Genomic DNA, 19,767 nt, shown 5'->3' on the forward strand with positions numbered 1-19,767 from the left:
TGATTAGATTATTTTTTAGGTGACATGACGGATACGCTCGAACCGAGAATCTTCGGGAGGCGTCCTGGTTTCTCAGTTGCTTCTTCGACTTCACCGTATGCTGATACACCATGTTCTGCGATGTCGAGGCCGACATCTTCTTGTTCTTCTGTGACACGGAGTCCGATTGTGACGTCGAGAAGTTTCAAGAAGGCATAACTTCCACCACCGGCGATGACCATCGCGATCAATACACCGAGTGTCTGCACACCGAGCTGTGTCAATCCGCCACCGTAGAAGAGTCCAGCAGAACCGATCCCTGTAATCTCAACGAGTCGAGGAGATGCGAAGAAACCGAGTGCGAGTGTTCCGATGATCCCAGCGACTCCGTGTACGGAGAAGGCGCAGAGCGGGTCATCCACATACTTCGCCATCAAGATGCTCGTTCCGTATGTTGCAACAGATGCGAGTGCACCGATGACGACAGCTGCCCACGGTTCGACGAACGCGCATGCTGCCGTGATGGCAACGAGTGCTCCGAGTACTCCGTTCACGATTGTCGGGATATCTGCCGTCTTCCGATGGAGCATGACGATTGCAAGAGCACCGAGTGCACCGGCTGCTGTGGCGAGCATTGTTGTCAACGCGACGTAACCGAAGAATCCGTCAGCGACCGACATCGTCGAACCGGCGTTGAATCCGAACCAGCAAAGCCAAAGCACGAGTCCACCGACGACCGTCAACACGTGGTTATGACCAGCGAGTGATTCCGTCTTCCGACGTGGTTTCAAGATGATTGTCGCCATGAGCGCTGCCATCCCACCTTGAAGATGAACGACCGCTGATCCGGCGAAGTCTTGCATCCCCATCGATCCAAGCATCCCGCCAGCCCATACTGAGCGAGCGACGATTGGGTAGAGGATGGCAACGAAGAAGATACCGAACAGAACGTAGGCAGAAAGCTTAGCCCGTTCCGCAAATCCACCCCACGCGATGGCAAGGGAAACTGCAACGAATGATAACTGGAATAAGAATTTAATGTCGATGGAGACGTTCGCCCAGTCGAGACTTGTGAATGATCCGCTTAAGAAGAATCCTTCTGTCCCAAACCAAGTCGTCCCGTCACCGAACGAGAGACCGAACCCGACCGCCCAAAAAGCGAGTGCCGCCACAGAGAGGCTGATAATTTGTTTGACCGCGACGTGACCGGCGTTCTTCGCCCGAAGCGTCCCTGTCTCGAGTAATCCGAAACCTAATTGCATCGTCAATACGAGCAATGCAGCGATGAGTACATACAGCGTGTCCATATAATAGAGAATGTCTTCCATGTTCATGCCCTCCTTTTTCTTAGGTGCTTTCCAAAAGTTGACTTCAGTGTAAAACGAAAAATTCATGCTGGATTGCATTTTGTCAGATTATCTGACATAGTTTTTTTATTAAGGAGGCGAGGCTGAATGGACTATAAATCGAAGAAAGTGATCGGGATTGGCGTTGTGACTGAATTGACGGGACTTTCGGAGCGTCAAGTCCGGTATTATGAAGCAAAAGGTCTCGTCTTTCCGGAACGGACAAAAGGTGGTTCACGTAAATATTCTTTCCATGACGTGGAACGTTTGGTCGAAGTGGCGACTAAACTAGAGGATGGATGGCGAATTCAAGATATTAAGGAACGAGAACGACGATTGTCGACAAAACAGCGTGATGATTTGATTCGAGGTCAATTGAATTCTGCCTTCCGAACATTTCCGACAAAAAAATGACACAAAGAAAACACAATGAAAATGCTTCACATTAGCATAATTCTAATTAATTTCTGTATAATGTTTTTGAGTTCACAAACACGAGAATAAAGAGTGTAGGAGAAATTTAGAGGGGAATGACGCGACGTATGAACGATACTATTTTAAAAGCGTTTAAAGGAGAGGCGACAGATTATGTACCTGTATGGTACATGCGCCAAGCCGGACGCTACCAACCGGAATATCGAGAGATTAAAAAGACGAGGTCACTATTCGAGATCACGCATGATCCTGAACTTTGTGCATATGTGACGGAACTTCCGGTGAAACAACTCGGAGTCGACGCGGCCATTCTATATAAAGACATTATGACGCCACTGCCGTCGATGGGAGTCGATGTCGAGATCAAGAGCGGGATTGGACCGGTCATCGATAACCCGTATCGAACGATGGAAGATGTGGAACGCTTAAAACCGTTAAACCCGGAAGATATCTCATACGTCTTCGACACAATCCGTCTACTACGGGAACGACTAGAAGTTCCGCTTATCGGCTTTTCAGGCGCACCGTTCACATTGGCGAGCTATATGATCGAAGGGGGACCGTCGCGGAACTACCATCGTACGAAAGCACTCATGTATGCAGAACCGGATGTATGGAATGCATTGATGGAAAAACTCGGCGACATGGTCATCACGTATGCGAAGGCGCAAGCGGATGCCGGCATTCAAGCGTTCCAATTGTTTGATTCGTGGGTCGGGACGCTCAGTCGCAAAGATTATGCACGTTACATCAAACCGACGACGGAGCGTATTTTTAAAGAACTACGTTCACTCGACATTCCGCTCATCATGCATGGTGTCGGAGCGAGTCATCAAATCGAGGAATGGCACGACCTTCCCCTTGATGTGGTCGGACTTGACTGGCGTCTGTCAGTACAGGAAGCACGGGACCGTGGCATCACAAAGGCGGTTCAAGGAAACTTAGACCCGTCGTTCTTGTTAGCTCCATGGCCGGTCATCGAAGAGAAGGTAAAGGAAATTTTAGATGAAGGAATGAAACAGCCAGGTTACGTCTTCAACTTGGGACATGGGGTGTTCCCTGAAGTCGACCCGGCCGTACTCGTCAAATTGACGGCATTCATTCACGACTACTCACGCGAAAAAATGGGAGGCAACGAATCATGAAAACAGTCGGACTACTTGTCATGGCGTACGGCACACCGTACAAACCGGAAGATATCGAGCGGTATTACACGCACATTCGCTACGGACGCAAACCGTCACCGGAAGCACTTCAAGATTTAACGGAACGCTACGAGGCGATTGGTGGCGTATCTCCACTCGCGAAAATCACAATCGATCAAGCAGAGACGCTTCGTGACATCTTGAACGAGCGTCATGTGGGTGAAATCGAGTTCAAACTGTATATCGGACTAAAACATATCGAACCGTTCGTAGAAGATGCGGTCGCGCAAATGGCGAACGACGGCATCCAAGAGGCGGTATCGGTTGTCTTAGCACCGCATTACTCATCATATAGCGTCAAATCATACAACGGACGTGCCCATGAAGAAGCAGCGAAGTATGGCATCGACATTCGTTCGGTAGAGTCGTGGTATGATGAGCCGAAGTTTATCAAATGGTGGGCGAATGCGATTAACGATACGTATGCGTCATTGCCTGTACCGGCTGAAAAGACATGTCTCATCGTTTCAGCGCATAGTCTTCCTGAGAAAATCTTGGCTGGTGGCGACCCGTATCCGGATCAGTTGAAGGAAACAGCTGATAAAATTGCCATTGAAACAGGCGTCCCGCATTATGAGATTGGTTGGCAGTCAGAAGGAAACACGCCGGACCCATGGATCGGACCGGATGTTCAAGATTTGACGGCTGAACTTTATGAAAAGCATGGCTACGAGGCGTTCGTCTATACGCCGGTTGGCTTTGTTGCAGACCATCTCGAAGTATTGTTCGATAACGACGTCGAGTGTAAGGTTGTCTGTGACCGCCTCGGTGTTCACTACGCACGTCCAGCTATGCCAAATGCAGAGCGAAGCTTCATCGAAGCCATCGCGGATCGAATGGAAAGCGTGATTGTGCATCATGCGTAAATTCACGATTGTCGGTGGTGGGATCACAGGTCTCACCGCCGCTTTTTATGCGGAGCGTTATTTGCCGGAAGACGTGACCATCACGTTGCTCGAGGCGACCGATCGCCTCGGAGGAAAGATTGATACGTATGAGACGGGCGAGTTTGCGGTGGAGCGTGGCCCGGACTCGTATGTCTTTCGAAAGACTGCGATGACGGAATTGATTGAAGACGTCGGCTTAGGCGATGAACTTGTCCGCAATGGAGTCGGTCAGGCTTACGTCCTTCATCATGACGGGCTTCATCCGATTCCGAAGCAGACGGTGATGGGGATCCCGCTCGACGTCAATGCGTTTCGTGAAACGACGTTGCTTTCGGAAGAAGAGCACGAGGACTTGAAACAGATGTTGCTGTCACCACCGAATGTAAAAGCACCTGATTCGGACGTTTCACTCGGTCTGTACCTTCGTGAGCGTGTCGGAGATCCGATTGTCGATCGATTGATTGAACCGTTACTCTCCGGTATCTATGCCGGAGACATCGATCAAATGAGTGCGATGTCGACATTCCCACAGTTCATCGAGGGAGAAAAGAAATACGGGAACTTGTATGAAGGGATGCGACACTTACGTCCTGAACAACGAGTCGCGGAAGTCGGGGCGAAGAAGGTTGGTCAGTTCGCCTCGTTGAAACGTGGACTCAAATCACTGACGGACCGCTTGGCAGAACGGTTGGACCGAACTGAAATCGTATTAAACTGTTCCGTTGAACAAGTATCCGAGCGTGAGGACGGGTACCGCCTCTTCACGAATCGCGGAGATATCGATACGGACCATCTGGTTTTGACGGTCCCACCGCGTCTCATACGTCAGTTCCTCCCGAAAGTCGATAGTGACTTCTTAGCGGATATGAAGCCGCATGCGACGGCGACGTGCTCACTTGTCTTCAAAAAAGAAGATATTGAGCTTCCTTTTGTCGGGACAGGGTTCGTGACGAGTCAAGAAGCAGATGTGACCATTACTGCGTGTACGTTCATCGACCAAAAATGGCCGCATGCGGTGCCTGAAGGATATCACGTTCTTCGTGTCTTTTTAGGGCGCCCCGGGGCAGATGATATCGTTGAAGCATCTGACAAAGAAATCATCGAGACGGCATTACACGATCTTCAAGGCCTGATGCGCATCCATCGTGAGCCGATTCAAACCGTCGTCAGTAGACTCCGTGATGGGCTGCCTCCTTATGCAGTCTTTCATGCGGACCGCGTAAAAGCACTTCGGGCCGAGATGAGCCGGGTATACCCAGGCGTCATTCTCGCAGGAATCGCCTATGACGGAATCGGGATGCCTGACTGTGTGAAGAGTGTACGGGAACAAGTGAAGGCTTTGCGTGAAAAAAATTGAGATTTGATGAAGGGAGGGTTCGGATTGTTCCGAAGCCCTCTCTTTTTGTTATAGTTAAAAGCGAAAGAGAAAAAGGAGTGATGGAAGATGGCAACGTATAAACTTTTTGTATCAGACATGGACGGTACGATTTTGCACAACCACACCAAAATCGCGGATGAGACAGCGGAGATTGTTCGTGAAGCAGAGGCAGCAGGGATTCGCTTTGCGATTGCGACGGGGCGCAACTATATGAATGCGAAACAGATTTTAGACGAGGTCGGACTTTCTTGCCCGATCGTCTCGTCGAATGGGGGACGTGTGCTCGACACGTCGGGAGAAATCCTTCATGAAATCGATTTGACGATTGAAGAGGCACTTCAAGTCATCGATGTCCTTCATCAAGATGACAAGTATACGGACGTTTTTTACGAAATGTACACAGAAGCGGGACTCGTGGCGAGCCGTGGCGATTTGATTGAAGCATCGATGAAAAACTTGAAAGCGAATGGTGACGACCGCTCGCTCGAGATGTACGAATTCTTTAAGAATCGCTACTACGTCAACGAAGACGTCAAAATTGTTGATGACATTGAGAACTTTATCCGAGAAGAAGCGGGACGTGTCTACAAGTTCATCGCTTTCTCGAGCCACCTTGAGAAAATGAACGGACTTTGGAAAGAAATCGAAGACCAAGTCGAAGGGGTGTATGTCACGTCTTCAGGCAATGATAACATCGAAGTGATGGCACACGGTGCAGATAAAGGGAACGGTGTGACAAAACTTGCCGAACATTATGGCATCGATTTATCTGAGGTCGTCGTGATCGGGGATAACTTGAACGATGTTCCGATGTTCAAAGTGGCCGGTAAAGGGATTGCGATGGGCAATAGCCATGAAGACTTGATTGCCATCAGCGACCATGTCACCGAACGCCATGATGAGTATGGTGTGGCGAACGCATTGAAGCGCGTGATGACAGGTGAGTGGAAGTAAAAGATTTGTCGAGGGCTCGTCTCGTTTCGTATAATACGAGTAACGAACATCCGACTAGGAGGAAATAAACTGTGAAATTTATTTTTAATCCGGATATCCGCGACCCGAAGCTCAACTTGGCGGTTGAAGAGTATATCCTTAAACATTTGAACGTAGACCATGAAGATTACTTCTTGTTCTATATCAACGGTCCGTCCATCATCATCGGGAAAAACCAAAACACATCAGAAGAGGTCAATTTGAAGTACATCGAAGAGAACGGCATCGATGTCGTTCGACGTCTCTCTGGTGGGGGTGCTGTTTATCATGATGAAGGGAACTTGAACTTCAGCTTCATCACAAAAGATGATGGTAACTCGTTCAACAACTATAAGAAGTTCACACAACCGATCGTGGATGCGCTTCGTAACCTCGGTGTCGAGGCAGAGCTGACAGGTCGTAACGACATTCAGGTCGGAGAACGCAAAATCAGCGGGAACGCACAATTCACGACGCGTGGACGCATGTTCAGCCACGGGACGCTCATGTTCAACTCGAACATTGAAGAGGTCGTGAACTCACTTAACGTCTCGGAAGAGAAAATGCGTTCAAAAGGAATCAAGTCAGTTCGTAGCCGTGTAGCGAACATCACTGAATTTTTAGAGCGTGAAATGGAGATGGAACATTTCGTCGAAGCGCTTCTCCATTCGATTTATGATGGAGAACAACCGGAACGCTATGTGCTTCGTGACGAGGATTGGGAAATCGTCCATGATATCTCGAAAGAACGCTATGCGAACTGGGACTGGAACTTTGGGAAGTCGCCGAAGTTCGACGTCGAGTCGAAACGTCGTTTCCCAATCGGGACGATTGATGTCCGCTTGAACGTCAACAAAGGGACAATCACAGAAGCGAAGATTTACGGTGACTTCTTCGGTGTCGGTGACATCCAAGATGTCGAGCAAGCGCTCGTTGGGACGCGTTTCGAACGTGCGGCCATCCGTGAGCAATTGATGCAACTCGATTTGAAACATTACTTCGGAAATGTCGAGCTCGAGGAATTAGTCGATTTGATTAGTTAAGTTAGTCATGGCGGTCTCTACGGAGGTCGCCTTTTTTTGGCAGTTTCGTGAACGTTGAACGTACGGATTGCACCTGGATGGGAGAAGGCGTATCATAATTTGTGCAAGCGCTTTCGTAGAGGCTGATCAAAATAGGAGGAATCACAATGTATCGAAGGCTCAGTGAATGGATGGACCCGAGTCGGATGTGGGTGACGGAACAATCGACGTTTGAACGTGCGATTATGGCGGTAGGTCTTGAATTAGAACGAAAAGGCATGGTCAGTTCTTCATTTACGCGAGTCGTTCTCGATCAAGAAACGATCATTCCTTCTGGGGTGAGTGATGTCGCTGTGCCGGTTGCGGTCATTGATGTTCCTATCTCCATAGCGAAACGAGACGGTATTTCCCTTCTTCATCTGCTGAACACGTGTGAAGTAAAAACCATCACGGGAGAGACGATTCAAGCGAAAGCGATATTATTCATTACGGCTACGAATGAATCAAAGAAACAAGGCTATCATAAACTGATTGATGATTTGCTCATGGATGATGAATCCCTTCAAGCGCTCGTACACGTGAAAAGTCGAGCTGGATTGTTCTACTTGCAAGCGAACTTTTTGGAAGCGTTTTCTTATTGAAACATTTCATGTACAATAGAATTAATTGAAAAGAGCGCGGACAACGTGCTCTTTTTTATGGCTCAAAAGTGAATCATCATTCATTTAAAGGGGGATTACCATGGCAAACTTAGTCAAGTCACTACAAGAAGTAGTGATTGCTCACCCGCAGAAAGCAGCGTATGTGTTTGGGGAAGACACGGTGAGTTACGGACAGTTTTATGGGCAAGTCAAGGCGATGGCGTCGACACTTGAGCAAAAAGGAATTGGACAAGGCGATCACGTCGCCCTCGTTCTCGGAAACAGTCCTGCGTTCCTGATTGCATATTTCGCTGTGTTGTCACGTGGAGGGGTCGTCATTCCGATCAACCCTACATACACGCCTGATGAAATGGCCTACATTCTGCTTGATGGGGATGTAAAAGGGATTGTTGGCTTATCACCGCTTGTCGCACAGGCGGAAGCGGCACTCACGAAGTTGCCTCACTTAAAACTCGTGATTTCCGTTCCATATGCCGATGTTCCGGCATTGAAGCGGGAGGGGACGATTGAATTCATCCCATTCGCAGAAGCGTTTGCTGAAACAGAAGGGACGTTCATCGAAGTGGACGAGGATGAAGTTGCCGTCATCCTTTATACGAGTGGGACGACCGGAAAACCGAAAGGAGCTCTCCTCACCCATCGAAACTTGTTCTCGAATGCGCACTCCATCGGGGAATATTTGGACATCACGCCAGAAGATAAGGCATTGGCGGCATTGCCGATGTTCCATGTTTTCTGTTTGACGGTCATCGTCAATGCACCACTCCTCCGAGGGGCGACGATTGTCATTTTACCGAAGTTCTCTCCACAAGATGTGTTCGACTTGGTGCCGAAGCACCGTGTGACGTTGTTTGCCGGAGTGCCGACGATGTACAATTTCTTGTTACAGACGGCAATGAAAGTACCGGCCTACACGTCTGCGTTGAAGCATGTCCGTGTGTTCGTCTCAGGAGGAGCAAGCTTACCAGTTCAATTGCTCGAGTCATTTGAACAGATGTTTGAGTGCAAGATTCTAGAGGGATATGGCTTGTCCGAGGCATCGCCGGTCACTTGCTTCAACCCGCTCCATGGCGAGCGAAAATCCGGGTCGATCGGACCTTCAATCGTTCACGTCGAAAATAAAGTCGTCGACGAGCTTGGGGAAGAAGTCGGCGTCGGTGAAGTCGGAGAGTTGATTGTACGAGGACCGAACGTCATGAAAGGGTATTACAAACTACCGGAAGAAACGATGATGACACTTCGAGACGGATGGCTCTATACAGGCGATTTGGCGCGACGTGACGAAGATGGTTACTTCTATATCGTCGACCGGAAGAAGGATATGGTCATCGTTGGAGGCTATAACGTATACCCTCGTGAGGTAGAGGAAGTATTGTATCAACATCCGGATATCGTCGAAGCTGCCGTCATCGGTGTGCCGGATGCAGAACAAGGGGAAGCGGTGAAGGCATTCGTCGTTACGAGACATGATGGTCTCACGAAAGAAGATATCCGTGCCTACACACAAACGAAATTAGCAAAATACAAGCAACCAACCTATATCGAATTGATTGATGAGCTTCCACGAAATACGACCGGTAAGATTTTACGAACGGTCTTAAAGAGCGAAGCGTTTCAAAATAGTTGAGTAGAGAAGGGCGACTTAGTTCGCTCTTTTTTATTCTTTTCATTTGACACTGTTACGGGGTAGGGGTATATTGGTGGTGAGGTGATCAACATGGAAGAATTTATGCATGACCAACCACTCGTTCCGCGTGATGATGCTGAACGGGAGGCACTCGGGAAACGTCTAAAACGAATCGAAGGACAAGTCCGAGGGATTCAAAAGATGGTCGAGAACGACCGCTATTGTGTCGATATTTTGACACAGACGTCAGCCATTCAGGCCGCTCTGAAGCAAGTCGAGATGCAACTGTTAGAGCGTCATATGCGCAAGTGTTTGGTTCACGCAAGTGAGACGGAAAACATGGAACCTTACATTGATGAATTGATGACAATCGTCAGCCGCATCAAAAAATAAGGAGGGATTTCATGAAAACCGTTGAGTTATCCATACAAGGAATGACCTGTGCGGCTTGTTCGGCACGAATTGAAAAAGTGTTGAACAAAATGGACGGTGTCGAAGCGACGGTCAACCTTCCGCTCGAGACGGCGACCATTCGTGTCGATGAAGGCATTACAGAAGAAGAGCTGATTGCTCGGATTGAGAAAATCGGATACGGAGCCGAGCCGAAAGTGGAAATGGCACCGCCGCATGATCTGCGTCCATTAAAGCGGAAAGTCATCATCTCTGCGCTGTTATCGGCCCCGTTACTCCTCGTCATGTTGACGCATATACCAGGACTCGGATTTCATGCCCCGTGGCTGATGAACCCATGGTGGCAATTCGCCCTTGCGACACCTGTCCAGTTTTGGATCGGGGCACAGTTTTATCAAGGCGCGTATAAGAGCTTGAAGAGCGGGTCGGCGAACATGGACGTGCTCGTCGCGACGGGGACGTCTGCTGCATACTTTTACTCCATCTTTGAAATGATCGTACACCCGATGAATCCACATCTTTACTTTGAGACGAGTGCCGTCCTCATCACACTTGTCTTACTTGGGAAGTGGTTAGAAGGACGAGCGAAAGAGAAGACGACTGATGCGTTGAAATCACTTTTGTCGCTTCAGGCGAAAGAAGCGATTCTGTTTGTCGAGGGTGAAGAACGGTCTGTCGCTGTCGAACTCGTCAAAGTAGGAGACATTCTCGTCGTACGTCCGGGAGAGAAGATTCCGGTCGATGGACGAATCATCGAGGGAGAGACGGTCATTGATGAATCGATGTTGACAGGGGAATCGATTCCAGCAGAAAAGACTGTCGACGCCGAAGTTGTCGGCGGAACAATCAATCAGTCTCATCGCATTCTCATGCGGGCGGAACGAGTCGGGAAAGAGACGATGCTCGCTCAAATCGTACGTGTCGTCGAACAGGCACAAACGGATAAGGCGCCGATTCAACGTCAGGCTGACCGCATCTCGGGTGTCTTCGTACCGATCGTCGTAGCCATCAGTGTTGTCACGTTCGTGGTCTGGGCATTCCTGTTAAATGATATCGATACGGCTATTCGAGCATCAATCGCAGTACTTGTCATCGCATGTCCGTGTGCCCTCGGTTTGGCAACGCCGACATCGATCATGGTTGGAACGGGACGAGCGGCAGAACAAGGTGTATTGTTCAAAGGTGGGGGGCAACTCGAATCACTCAATGAATCAAACATCGTTGTTTTTGATAAGACAGGGACGTTGACGAACGGGAAGCCAGAAGTAGTGGAAACGTTTGGTGACGAGGCAGCGCTCCGACGCGCCGTCATGGCAGAACGACAATCCACACATCCTTTGGCGGCCGCCATCGGTCGGGAAGCAGGCGATGGTGTCGTGACGAAAGTGGAGGAGTTGGCCGGACGAGGTGTTAAAGCGGTTGTGGATGGTAAAGAACTCGTCATCGGGTCCGTTCGAATGATGGAAGAGCTCGGATACAACTTGCCAGATTGGTCGATGGGGGCGATGACCCCGGTCTATGTCGCGGATGAAAGTGGGATTGTTGGGGCGTTCGGGCTACAAGATCAATTGAAACCGAAAAGTCGTGAAATCGTGCAAGCCCTTAACCAAACGCGTGACGTGTATGTATTGACAGGTGACCGGAAAGAAGTCGCCTACGCGATTGCCGACGAACTTGGTCTCCCGCATCGTCAAGTCATTGCCGAAGTCCTTCCTGTCGAGAAGGCGGAGCAGATTGAACGATTGAAACAATCCGGTCGCGTTGCCATGGTAGGGGACGGCATGAACGATGCCCCGGCACTTGCGGTGGCGGACGTTGGGATCGCATTCGGGAGTGGTACGGATGTCGCACTCGAGGCGGCAGATGTTACAATTGTAGGGCAAGACATTGAAGGCGTAAGTCGAGCGATGAATATGAGTCGTTTGACGATGAAGAACATTCGTCAAAACTTGTTCTGGGCCCTTGCCTATAATAGTCTTGGTATCCCGGTCGCTGCAGCAGGGTTACTTGCCCCATGGATTGCTGGAGCGGCGATGGCGTTCAGTTCGGTGTCTGTCGTCTTGAACGCATTACGATTAAAAACACAAGGAGGATCATCATCATGAAAGAAACAACGTTAACCGTAGAAGGTATGACATGTAATCATTGCAAAGCTGCCGTTGAGGGGGCATTGAATGAATTGAACGGTGTCGAATCAGCGACGGTATCTCTCCAAGAGCATCGAGTCGACGTGATCCATCAAGATTCTGTCTCACTTGAGACGATGGTGGAAGCAGTCGAAGAACAAGGATACGATGTAAAAGCATAATCATGGTAAGTCCCGAGTGAAATCGGGACTTTTTTGTGGTATCCAATGGATAAGATGTGTGCTATATTTAAGTTGATAATGAGAATCGGTATCAACGGGAGGCGGACATCATGGAAATGATCATGATCAGTGGAGTGTTGGCGTTGATTAGTGGGGGCGCAGCATTTTTGACGCAACAGTTACGAACAAATTCAGTACGGTGAAGAAGGTGCGGTTTCGTGACCTTCTTTTTTCTTTGACTTCATTTCTTTCCCATCATTTCACGACAATTGTTTGATATGATGAGAAAAAACGTGTTGAGGTGACTTGAATGTATACAATCTACTTAGTCGACGATGAAGCAAACTTAAACAAAATGCTCGTCACGTATCTAGAACAAGAAGGATACAACGTTCGCTCATTTGCGGACGGGACATCTGCACAAGAAGCGATTCCAGACCAACCGGATTTATGGGTGCTCGATATCATGTTGCCGGACCTGGATGGCTTCCAATTATTGAAACAAATCAAAGCCGTCAATGCCAATACGCCGACGATTTTCATCTCGGCGCGCGATGAGGATATCGATAAAATCATCGGGCTTGAGATGGGTTCGGATGATTACATCGCCAAACCTTTCCTTCCGAGGGAACTTGTCATCCGCGTCAAAAAATTGATTGATCGTGTCTATGGTTCGAAATCGAACGAGCATATCGAATACGGGGAGTACACGATTTATCCGGATAAACGTCTAATCAAGCACGGAGAAGAAGAAATCGATTTGACTTCGAAAGAATTCGATTTACTGCTACTCTTCCTCGAGCATCCGGGCTCTGCCTTGTCACGTGAGCAGATTCTAGAAGGTGTTTGGGGGAACGATTACTTCGGATCGGACCGCGTCGTCGATGACTTGGTGCGTCGTGTCCGGAAAAAATTACACCGTCTCGAGCTCGAAACGCTTTACGGTATCGGTTACCGTCTCGTCAGACCATGATGGACGCGCTTAAACCGAAGCGGCTCATGTGGAAGATTTGGGTGCTCATCTTACTCATCATCGTGACGCTCGCGCTCATGATTTTGATTACGGTCCGTTCATCCATCACCCAGTTCATCGATGAACAAGTATATGAGACGTTACGAGATGTGGACTATTATTTAGGGAACACGAATGAGTTAGAGAATTATCCCCAAAACCCGATTGAGTATGACCGACGCCAACAAGAGTCCCGTTCGGTCAACCAATTGATCTTTCTCCCGAACGGACGGATCATCTACGGATCGGCACCGCTTGAATTGACGAACCGCATGTATCAGGAAGCGTTAAATCAAAGTGGTCAGGTTGAACGGTATCAGACCACGATTGACGGAGAGGACGTCTATTACATCATTCGTCAAAATGAATACGATGGAACGATTGTGTATCAAGCCTCCTACGCATGGGATGCCTATCGTCGTGAGTTGGTGTCGACATTATATTTGCGAATATCGATTCTGATAGGTATCATCAGTCTCTTATCGCTTATCCCCGCCTTGTTGATGTCGCGGCAATTGACGAAACCGATCGTGGAGATGGAACGGGCCGTTGAGAAGATTTCGAACCGACAATGGGAGACGGCTTTACCACTAGATCGTCAAGATGAACTCGGCCAATTGGCTCACTCGATTGATGCCATGCGAAAAGAGTTGAAAGAGCAAGACCTGGCACAACAGGCTTTGCTTCAAAACATATCCCATGACTTAAAGACACCGATCATGGTCATTCGTGGATATGCCCAGTCGATTGGGGATGGGATTTATCCGACAGGAGATTTGAAAGGTTCTGCCGAGGTCATTGATGAGGAAGCGTCTCGACTCGAGAAGAAAGTCGTCGATTTGTTGTACGTTACAAAACTTGAATATTTCAAAGGACAAGAAATGAAACTCGAACCAATCAATCTCGACAAGTTGATGGAACTGCTCGTCGCGCGCTTCAAACTCAGAGGCCAGCTCGATTGGGAAATCAATGGAGAAGGCGGCGAGATGCTTGGCGATGGTGAACAGATTCGGGTCGCGTTTGAGAACGTGCTCGACAATGCACTCCGTTACGCGGAATCCTGCATCCGCATCGACCTACGTCAAGATGACGCCGGCGTGGAAATCACCATCTTTAACGATGGGCCACCAGTTGATGAGAGTTTAGACTTGTTCCACCAATTCTCTCGAGGGAAGCAAGGGAAGTTCGGACTCGGTCTGTTCATCGTGCAGCGAATTGTGACGCTTCACACAGGGGAAGTGTCTCTGCGAAATACAGGTGACGGAACTGCAGTGCGATTTTACTTTCCCCGACTCAAGTCGAACCAACCTTTAAAATCGAATGCTTGATTTTCAAAACCAGCCAGGAAACGGCTGGTTTTTTCATGGGAAATAGACGAAAGCCGATTTGCGGGGCGGATCAAATCCTGGTATGAATGACATGTAAGTCACTACATACGTTATGGGGGATGAAAAGATGAGCAGATTGACCAATGAAACGAGAGCTTTAATTCCTGTATTTAACGAGTTTGGCGAAGCGGAGACACTTGTGTATCAACCGGAAGGCGTCATGCGGGTAAAGGGGTCGCCAATCGACTTATTGGAACATGCATGTCTATACTACGGGTCGAGCATTCAAGGTCGAATCGAGGCAGCGCGACACGTCCTCGGACCACATCGAAAGACGCCGGTCGTCATGGATTGGCATGCGGATGCCGTCTTCTTTCCGACGATTGCCAAAGAAAGTCCGGATTGTGCGTGGATTAACTTTCAACACGTGACGGCCATCAAGAGAGATGGTAAAGAGACACTCATTCAGTTTTTGACGGGGGAATCGGTCAAGGTACACGTGTCCGACCATACCGTGTCTAGACAAAAACAGCGGTCAATCGAATTATCGTACGCTTTTCAAAAACGTTTCCATGACAGCACATTGCAACACGCTTAAGGATTGAATTCAATGACAAACCCCTCTATGATGAAGAAGAGATATCATATGTGTATTTGCACATCATCCGAAAGCGAGGGGTTTTTATGTTTTTTGAAAAAATGATTGAGCGAGGGAAACTGGTTATCGTGTTTCTTCTCGTCGCAATCGTCGTGGGTGTGCTGACGTTCTTCCAGCTCCCTAAACGTGAGATTCCTGAAACCGGGATCAATATCGTACTCGTTCAAACACCGTATCCTGGTGCGACAGCGGAAACGGTTGAACGGAATGTTACCGGCGTGTTAGAAGAGGAACTACGTAGTTTAGAAGGAGTAGAGAACGTGACGTCGATTTCGGCTTCAGAGTTCTCGAACATCACGGTCGAGTATGCGGATGGAACCGATCAGGCAGAGTTTCAGGCGAACGTTCGACAAGCGTTGTCGGATGCGACACCTAAACTTCCTGAAAACGCGCTTGCGCCAACGGTCAATGATTCACTCGGGCAGTTACCTGTCGCATCGTATTTATTGACAGCAGACGATCGTGGATCATTTGAGGATGTTCGATCAGACATCGAACAATTAGAGTCGAAACTTTTGCGAACGGATGGCGTGACGGGAGTCACGATCAAAGGGTTACCAGAGCAGGAGTATGTTGTGTCACTTGATTCTGAAGAGCTGAGTTCACGTCAACTTGCCTTTCCTGATGTGTTAACGGCCATTAACGAAGAATACAAGACGACACCGCTCGGACGTCAATCGACTGAAGAGGAGATTTATCAACTAGCAATCGATAACTTGACGAATGTAGACGACATGGAGCAAGTCATCGTCGGCTCATTCAATGGGGCACCTGTCTTACTAGCAGACGTCGGAACGGTCGAAGAGACAGCGAAAAGTGAAACCGATCTCGTTTCATTAGACGGAAAGCCGGCTGTTTCGATTACAGTTCCGATTGAATCAGGCTTGGATATTCCAACGATGCAAGACCGCGTCAATGACGTGGTCGAAACAGAACTTGGAGACTTAGATGGTTTTGAGCTCGTTCCTTATTATGAACAAGCGAAAGCAGTTGATGCGATTTTCTCATCGTTGACTCGTGAATTTATTGTCGCCATTATCGCCGTTATTGCCGTGACGACGATTGGTCTAACATTCTCTGGCTCTATTATCGTCAGTCTGGCAATTCCGTTGTCATTCTTGATCGCCTTGATCCCGTTACAGTTTACTGGGGTCGATTTGAACCAAATCTCGATTATCGGTGCAATCATCGCCTTGGGTATTTTGGTTGATGATGCGATTGTCGTCAACGACAACATCTTACGACGGTATCGGAATGGAGACTCAGCGATGCTTGGGGCAGTACGAGGAACGAAAGAGGTATGGGGCTCGATTGTCACGTCGACACTCGCAGTTGTCTTCGCCTTTTTACCGCTCACCTTGCTGTCGGGCGCAAACGGAAACTTTATTCGCGCCTTACCGACGGTGCTAGCCCTCTCTGTGTTGGCCTCGATGGTCATCAGTTTGACGCTCGTACCGATCGCGCAGTATCGTTTGAATCGTAAAGAAGTGAAAGTATCAAAACGTGAACCAGGTTGGCTCGGTGGACCGCTCAACCGACTCAGTAATTTCTACGCCGACCGCCTTTTACCGAGTGTCGCGAAGCGGCCGTGGACGTTTGGGATTGTTGGATTTGTTATCACGACGGCATTGTACGGTTTGATTTTACTCACGCCGTTTGAATTCTTCCCGGCCGCGAACCGTCCGGAAGTCGTGACCAGCGTGACCTTCCCCGTTCAAACCGATTTGGACGAGACGGAGGCACGTCTTGAAGAAATTGAAGCGAGATTCAAAGAAGAAGAGGGTGTCGTGGAAACATCCGTCTTCGCAGGTGGAGGTCTTCCTGGTTTATTCACAGGTGGACTCGATCAGTCTGGTGAAAATACGGGACAAGTGGTCGTTCGTGTCGACAACGAGTCAATCGATGCCATCGAATTGATTGATAAGTATACAAACGTGTTGCGTGAAGACTATCCAGATGCCGAAATCTTCCTAGATACGCAACAACAAGGACCGCCGGCATCGGCACCTGTCGAATTCACGATGCGGAGCGAGACGATTGATCAGCTCGTGGCTGCACGTGACCAAGTGAAGGCTGACCTTGAAGAGATTGACGAGGCAATCGTCCTCGATAATATTAAAGAACCGTTCCAAACACTCACATACGAATTGAATCGTGAGGAAATGGCACAGGCCGGCGTGACGGCTAAAACAATCAGTGATCAAATTCGTCTCGTCACAGACGGTGTTCCAATTGGTACATTCGATGACGGGGTAGAGCAGCGTGACGTGAAAATCGTCATTGATGCAGAGGCGAACCGCGAAGCACTTGCCCTTGACGAGATTTTAGTTCCTGTCGAAACAGAAGCAGGTCCACCTGTTGCACCACTCAGTACGTTCGTGACGGAGACGACGACGGAACAAATTCAACAGATTCCTCGTGAGAACGGGGAGCGCTCGGTCACACTCCAAATCTATGCAAGCGAAGGCACGGATGAAGAGGCATTTAAACAAGATGTCGAGCAGGTGTTGGATGACGCGAAGTCGGGGTTAGAAGATGAAGGAATCACGTTCGACCAGTCCGGTGCGAGCGACACGCAGAACGAGTTCTTCTTAGAACTTGCGACATTGTTCGTCGTCGTTTTGTTCTTGATTTACTTGATCATCGCATTCCAGTTCAATTCACTCTCGTTGCCGTTACTCGTCTTGTTCACAATCTATCTCGCGATTGCTGGAGCGGTCGTCGGATTGTTCGTGACACAGACACCGTTCAGTTTCATGGCATCGATGGGGATGGTCTCACTTGCGGGAATCGTCGTTCGGAACGCAGTCGTCCTGTTCGAGTTTATCGAACAACGCATTCGTGAAGGATTACCGGTCACGACCGCCGTTTACGAAGCAGGGCGCGCTCGGATCCGTCCGATTCTCTTGACGGCGCTCACGGCAGTCGTTGCCCTCTTGCCAGTCGCACTTGGGGAAGACCCGCTCTTCAAACCGCTTGCGATCGGCATCGTATCGGGTATTCTATTCTCAACTGTGTTGACTCTCGTCCTTGTCCCGGCGTACTACCTGATTTTGGCGAAACGTCGTCATAAGGACAAACCATTTACAGAATGATTTAGCTTGAAGATGTGATGCCGTATGGTGTCACATCTTTTTTTGAACCATTTGTCACATGTTTTGGGTGATGTTGTATGGGTATAATTAGAAGAGAGGTTTTGAACAGTATGGGAGGGAATTGAAGATGAACGATTCATATACTTGGCTCAATCGCCGCAAAGTACGACCAGCGTACAGTGTGACTGGGAGCCGTTCGTGGTCGAGTGAACGCGTCGTCCGACCAGATCGCGCACGTGGGAAGGTGGTACGTGATGTGAAACGTGTACGTCGTCCGTACGTAGACGAATACGGCAATCGTCGCTGGACAACGGGACGTGTGGTCGTCACGGATGCATCACGCAAAGCGCGGGCTCATGGACATGGTGATACAGCCGTACAATTAGAGTTCTCGACACCAACGCCATATGAACGTGTGAAAGAGATGATTCCAACGAAACGTGTTCTCGTTCCGGTCGTTGCTGGACTCGCGGTCGTCGGTGGGATTGCCGGCGTCGCCTATGCACTTCGCAAAAAGAAGCGGAATAAGAAGAACTAAAAAAATCGCCGAAATTTCGGCGATTTTTTTAGTTGAAGCGTTCAGCGAGGATGCGCTCGAGTTCACGTTGACCGAGTTCACGCATTTCTGCTTCATTCTCTTCATCGTATGCATCATCCGAGAAGCGGCCGACAAATTCAACCTTGCCATTACCGAGTTCACGGAACACTAAGTTTTTGCGATCGTTGTAAAAGACGACACGGTATTCACGACCATTTTCATGATCATAGTTGAAGACGCCTTTGATGTGGTCCATGTTCTTCTCTTCCGGCTGATCCTCATCATCGTCCTCATCTTCTTCTGCTTCAGCAGCTTCGTTAGCTTCATCAAGCGCGTCGGCGAGGACTACCGTTTCTTCTTTTTCTTCCGTCTCTTCCTCAGATGAGACGACTTCTTTTTTTTCTTCTTCTGTCATGTGAAACGACCTCCTTTGCTTACTTTCCTATCATACCCACTTTTTATAGTTGTGACTACTCAAAATGATGCGAACAAACACGGACGACATTCGAAGATGACATGATCAACCGTTGAAATAACTGACGTTTGATCGATTCTGGGGCATCCACGGTCTTGAGCGCCTGTTCCATACATCCAAGCCAATGGCCGGCATGTGTCTCAGAAATGGGATGCTCATGATGAATCATCGCCAAGTTTCCACCGCCACGACGTTCCGAATACAACTTTGGACCGCCGAGCAACTGTGTTAAAAATTCAAATTGGTGCTGTTTGACTCGATCTTGATCTTCCGGAAATAGTGGAAGTAAAATTGGATCGGCATAGACGAGGTCATAGAACGCGTCAACGAGTTGTTGTACACCACGTTCGCCTCCAAATTGTTCATAGGCACTCACATATATTCCCCCTCATACGTTCAGTCTAATCGATTTCAATCGAAAAAGGGAAT

19 protein-coding genes are annotated in these 19,767 nt (G+C 48.8%); 16 read left to right on the forward strand and 3 right to left on the reverse strand.

Going from position 1 to position 19,767, the window contains the following annotated elements:
- Window positions 1-8: 8 nt before the first annotated feature.
- Window positions 9-1,313, reverse strand: a complete 1,305-nt coding sequence (locus ACFO4U_RS00255; RefSeq protein ID WP_251125220.1) for an ammonium transporter — start codon at window positions 1,311-1,313, stop codon at window positions 9-11.
- A gap of 120 nt (window positions 1,314-1,433) precedes the next feature.
- Here ACFO4U_RS00255 and ACFO4U_RS00260 point away from each other — a divergent pair, with 120 nt between their 5' ends.
- The 16 genes from ACFO4U_RS00260 to ACFO4U_RS00335 all read left to right on the forward strand — a co-directional run bounded on the left by ACFO4U_RS00260 (window position 1,434) and on the right by ACFO4U_RS00335 (window position 18,863).
- Entirely contained in the window at window positions 1,434-1,739 is a 306-nt protein-coding gene (locus ACFO4U_RS00260) for a MerR family transcriptional regulator (protein ID WP_031421197.1), read from the forward strand.
- Between the two features lie 116 nt (window positions 1,740-1,855).
- Window positions 1,856-2,905 carry a uroporphyrinogen decarboxylase gene (gene hemE / locus ACFO4U_RS00265; protein ID WP_015880943.1) on the forward strand — a complete coding sequence of 350 codons (1,050 nt, stop codon included), beginning with the start codon at window positions 1,856-1,858 and terminating at the stop codon, window positions 2,903-2,905.
- On the forward strand, window positions 2,902-3,831 hold the full coding sequence (hemH, locus tag ACFO4U_RS00270; RefSeq protein WP_215244163.1) for a ferrochelatase: 930 nt from the start codon (window positions 2,902-2,904) through the stop codon (window positions 3,829-3,831). The genes hemE and hemH overlap by 4 nt, the downstream gene beginning before the upstream one ends.
- Window positions 3,824-5,209: a protoporphyrinogen oxidase gene (gene hemG / locus ACFO4U_RS00275; protein ID WP_196431486.1), complete on the forward strand. Its 1,386-nt coding sequence runs from the start codon at window positions 3,824-3,826 to the stop codon at window positions 5,207-5,209. The genes hemH and hemG overlap by 8 nt, the downstream gene beginning before the upstream one ends.
- Before the next feature lie 87 nt (window positions 5,210-5,296).
- Window positions 5,297-6,184 (forward strand): Cof-type HAD-IIB family hydrolase, encoded by an 888-nt coding sequence (locus tag ACFO4U_RS00280; protein ID WP_215244162.1) that lies wholly within the window; start codon window positions 5,297-5,299, stop codon window positions 6,182-6,184.
- A 71-nt stretch (window positions 6,185-6,255) separates the two neighbouring features.
- Window positions 6,256-7,245 carry a lipoate--protein ligase gene (locus tag ACFO4U_RS00285; RefSeq protein WP_074037667.1) on the forward strand — a complete coding sequence of 330 codons (990 nt, stop codon included), beginning with the start codon at window positions 6,256-6,258 and terminating at the stop codon, window positions 7,243-7,245.
- 146 nt (window positions 7,246-7,391) lie between these two features.
- Window positions 7,392-7,865 carry a hypothetical protein gene (locus ACFO4U_RS00290; RefSeq protein ID WP_215244161.1) on the forward strand — a complete coding sequence of 158 codons (474 nt, stop codon included), beginning with the start codon at window positions 7,392-7,394 and terminating at the stop codon, window positions 7,863-7,865.
- 100 nt (window positions 7,866-7,965) lie between these two features.
- Entirely contained in the window at window positions 7,966-9,513 is a 1,548-nt protein-coding gene (locus ACFO4U_RS00295; RefSeq protein WP_215244160.1) for a long-chain-fatty-acid--CoA ligase, read from the forward strand.
- A gap of 90 nt (window positions 9,514-9,603) precedes the next feature.
- Window positions 9,604-9,906: a metal-sensitive transcriptional regulator gene (locus ACFO4U_RS00300; RefSeq protein WP_074037664.1), complete on the forward strand. Its 303-nt coding sequence runs from the start codon at window positions 9,604-9,606 to the stop codon at window positions 9,904-9,906.
- Window positions 9,907-9,917: 11 nt separating this feature from the next.
- Window positions 9,918-12,029 (forward strand): heavy metal translocating P-type ATPase, encoded by a 2,112-nt coding sequence (locus tag ACFO4U_RS00305; protein WP_214691231.1) that lies wholly within the window; start codon window positions 9,918-9,920, stop codon window positions 12,027-12,029.
- Window positions 12,026-12,232 (forward strand): copper chaperone CopZ, encoded by a 207-nt coding sequence (gene copZ / locus ACFO4U_RS00310; protein ID WP_074037662.1) that lies wholly within the window; start codon window positions 12,026-12,028, stop codon window positions 12,230-12,232. Before ACFO4U_RS00305 ends, copZ begins: the two co-directional genes overlap by 4 nt.
- A gap of 310 nt (window positions 12,233-12,542) precedes the next feature.
- A complete protein-coding gene (locus ACFO4U_RS00315) occupies window positions 12,543-13,205 on the forward strand; it encodes a response regulator transcription factor (RefSeq protein WP_214691230.1) in 663 nt (220 codons plus the stop codon).
- A gap of 26 nt (window positions 13,206-13,231) precedes the next feature.
- Entirely contained in the window at window positions 13,232-14,572 is a 1,341-nt protein-coding gene (locus ACFO4U_RS00320) for a sensor histidine kinase (RefSeq protein ID WP_251131828.1), read from the forward strand.
- Between the two features lie 127 nt (window positions 14,573-14,699).
- Entirely contained in the window at window positions 14,700-15,170 is a 471-nt protein-coding gene (locus ACFO4U_RS00325) for a competence protein ComK (protein ID WP_074037660.1), read from the forward strand.
- Window positions 15,171-15,256: 86 nt separating this feature from the next.
- Window positions 15,257-18,325, forward strand: coding sequence for an efflux RND transporter permease subunit (locus ACFO4U_RS00330; protein ID WP_215244158.1), 3,069 nt, complete (start codon window positions 15,257-15,259; stop codon window positions 18,323-18,325).
- 127 nt (window positions 18,326-18,452) lie between these two features.
- Window positions 18,453-18,863 (forward strand): hypothetical protein, encoded by a 411-nt coding sequence (locus ACFO4U_RS00335; RefSeq protein WP_074037659.1) that lies wholly within the window; start codon window positions 18,453-18,455, stop codon window positions 18,861-18,863.
- 28 nt (window positions 18,864-18,891) lie between these two features.
- Here the strand turns inward: ACFO4U_RS00335 and ACFO4U_RS00340 are convergent, their stop codons facing one another.
- Together ACFO4U_RS00340 and ACFO4U_RS00345 are read right to left on the reverse strand one after the other, a co-directional pair.
- Window positions 18,892-19,278 (reverse strand): hypothetical protein, encoded by a 387-nt coding sequence (locus ACFO4U_RS00340; protein WP_015880959.1) that lies wholly within the window; start codon window positions 19,276-19,278, stop codon window positions 18,892-18,894.
- Between the two features lie 55 nt (window positions 19,279-19,333).
- Complete coding sequence (locus tag ACFO4U_RS00345; protein WP_015880960.1) at window positions 19,334-19,714, reverse strand: truncated hemoglobin; 381 nt, start codon at window positions 19,712-19,714, stop codon at window positions 19,334-19,336.
- Window positions 19,715-19,767: the final 53 nt, after the last annotated feature.

Source organism: Exiguobacterium profundum (assembly GCF_042652865.1).
GTDB classification, from domain to species: domain Bacteria; phylum Bacillota; class Bacilli; order Exiguobacteriales; family Exiguobacteriaceae; genus Exiguobacterium; species Exiguobacterium profundum.

Excerpts from the sequence above, each read along its gene's own strand:
- ACFO4U_RS00255 (WP_251125220.1), bottom strand. The coding sequence starts at position 1,313 with ATGAACATGGAAGACATTCTCTATTATATGGACACGCTGTATGTACTC.
- ACFO4U_RS00260 (WP_031421197.1), top strand. The coding sequence starts at position 1,434 with ATGGACTATAAATCGAAGAAAGTGATCGGGATTGGCGTTGTGACTGAA.
- hemE (WP_015880943.1), top strand. The coding sequence starts at position 1,856 with ATGACGCGACGTATGAACGATACTATTTTAAAAGCGTTTAAAGGAGAG.
- hemH (WP_215244163.1), top strand. The coding sequence starts at position 2,902 with ATGAAAACAGTCGGACTACTTGTCATGGCGTACGGCACACCGTACAAA.
- hemG (WP_196431486.1), top strand. The coding sequence starts at position 3,824 with ATGCGTAAATTCACGATTGTCGGTGGTGGGATCACAGGTCTCACCGCC.
- ACFO4U_RS00280 (WP_215244162.1), top strand. The coding sequence starts at position 5,297 with ATGGCAACGTATAAACTTTTTGTATCAGACATGGACGGTACGATTTTG.
- ACFO4U_RS00290 (WP_215244161.1), top strand. The coding sequence starts at position 7,392 with ATGTATCGAAGGCTCAGTGAATGGATGGACCCGAGTCGGATGTGGGTG.
- ACFO4U_RS00295 (WP_215244160.1), top strand. The coding sequence starts at position 7,966 with ATGGCAAACTTAGTCAAGTCACTACAAGAAGTAGTGATTGCTCACCCG.
- ACFO4U_RS00300 (WP_074037664.1), top strand. The coding sequence starts at position 9,604 with ATGGAAGAATTTATGCATGACCAACCACTCGTTCCGCGTGATGATGCT.
- ACFO4U_RS00305 (WP_214691231.1), top strand. The coding sequence starts at position 9,918 with ATGAAAACCGTTGAGTTATCCATACAAGGAATGACCTGTGCGGCTTGT.
- copZ (WP_074037662.1), top strand. The coding sequence starts at position 12,026 with ATGAAAGAAACAACGTTAACCGTAGAAGGTATGACATGTAATCATTGC.
- ACFO4U_RS00315 (WP_214691230.1), top strand. The coding sequence starts at position 12,543 with ATGTATACAATCTACTTAGTCGACGATGAAGCAAACTTAAACAAAATG.
- ACFO4U_RS00320 (WP_251131828.1), top strand. The coding sequence starts at position 13,232 with ATGTGGAAGATTTGGGTGCTCATCTTACTCATCATCGTGACGCTCGCG.
- ACFO4U_RS00325 (WP_074037660.1), top strand. The coding sequence starts at position 14,700 with ATGAGCAGATTGACCAATGAAACGAGAGCTTTAATTCCTGTATTTAAC.
- ACFO4U_RS00330 (WP_215244158.1), top strand. The coding sequence starts at position 15,257 with ATGTTTTTTGAAAAAATGATTGAGCGAGGGAAACTGGTTATCGTGTTT.
- ACFO4U_RS00335 (WP_074037659.1), top strand. The coding sequence starts at position 18,453 with ATGAACGATTCATATACTTGGCTCAATCGCCGCAAAGTACGACCAGCG.
- ACFO4U_RS00340 (WP_015880959.1), bottom strand. The coding sequence starts at position 19,278 with ATGACAGAAGAAGAAAAAAAAGAAGTCGTCTCATCTGAGGAAGAGACG.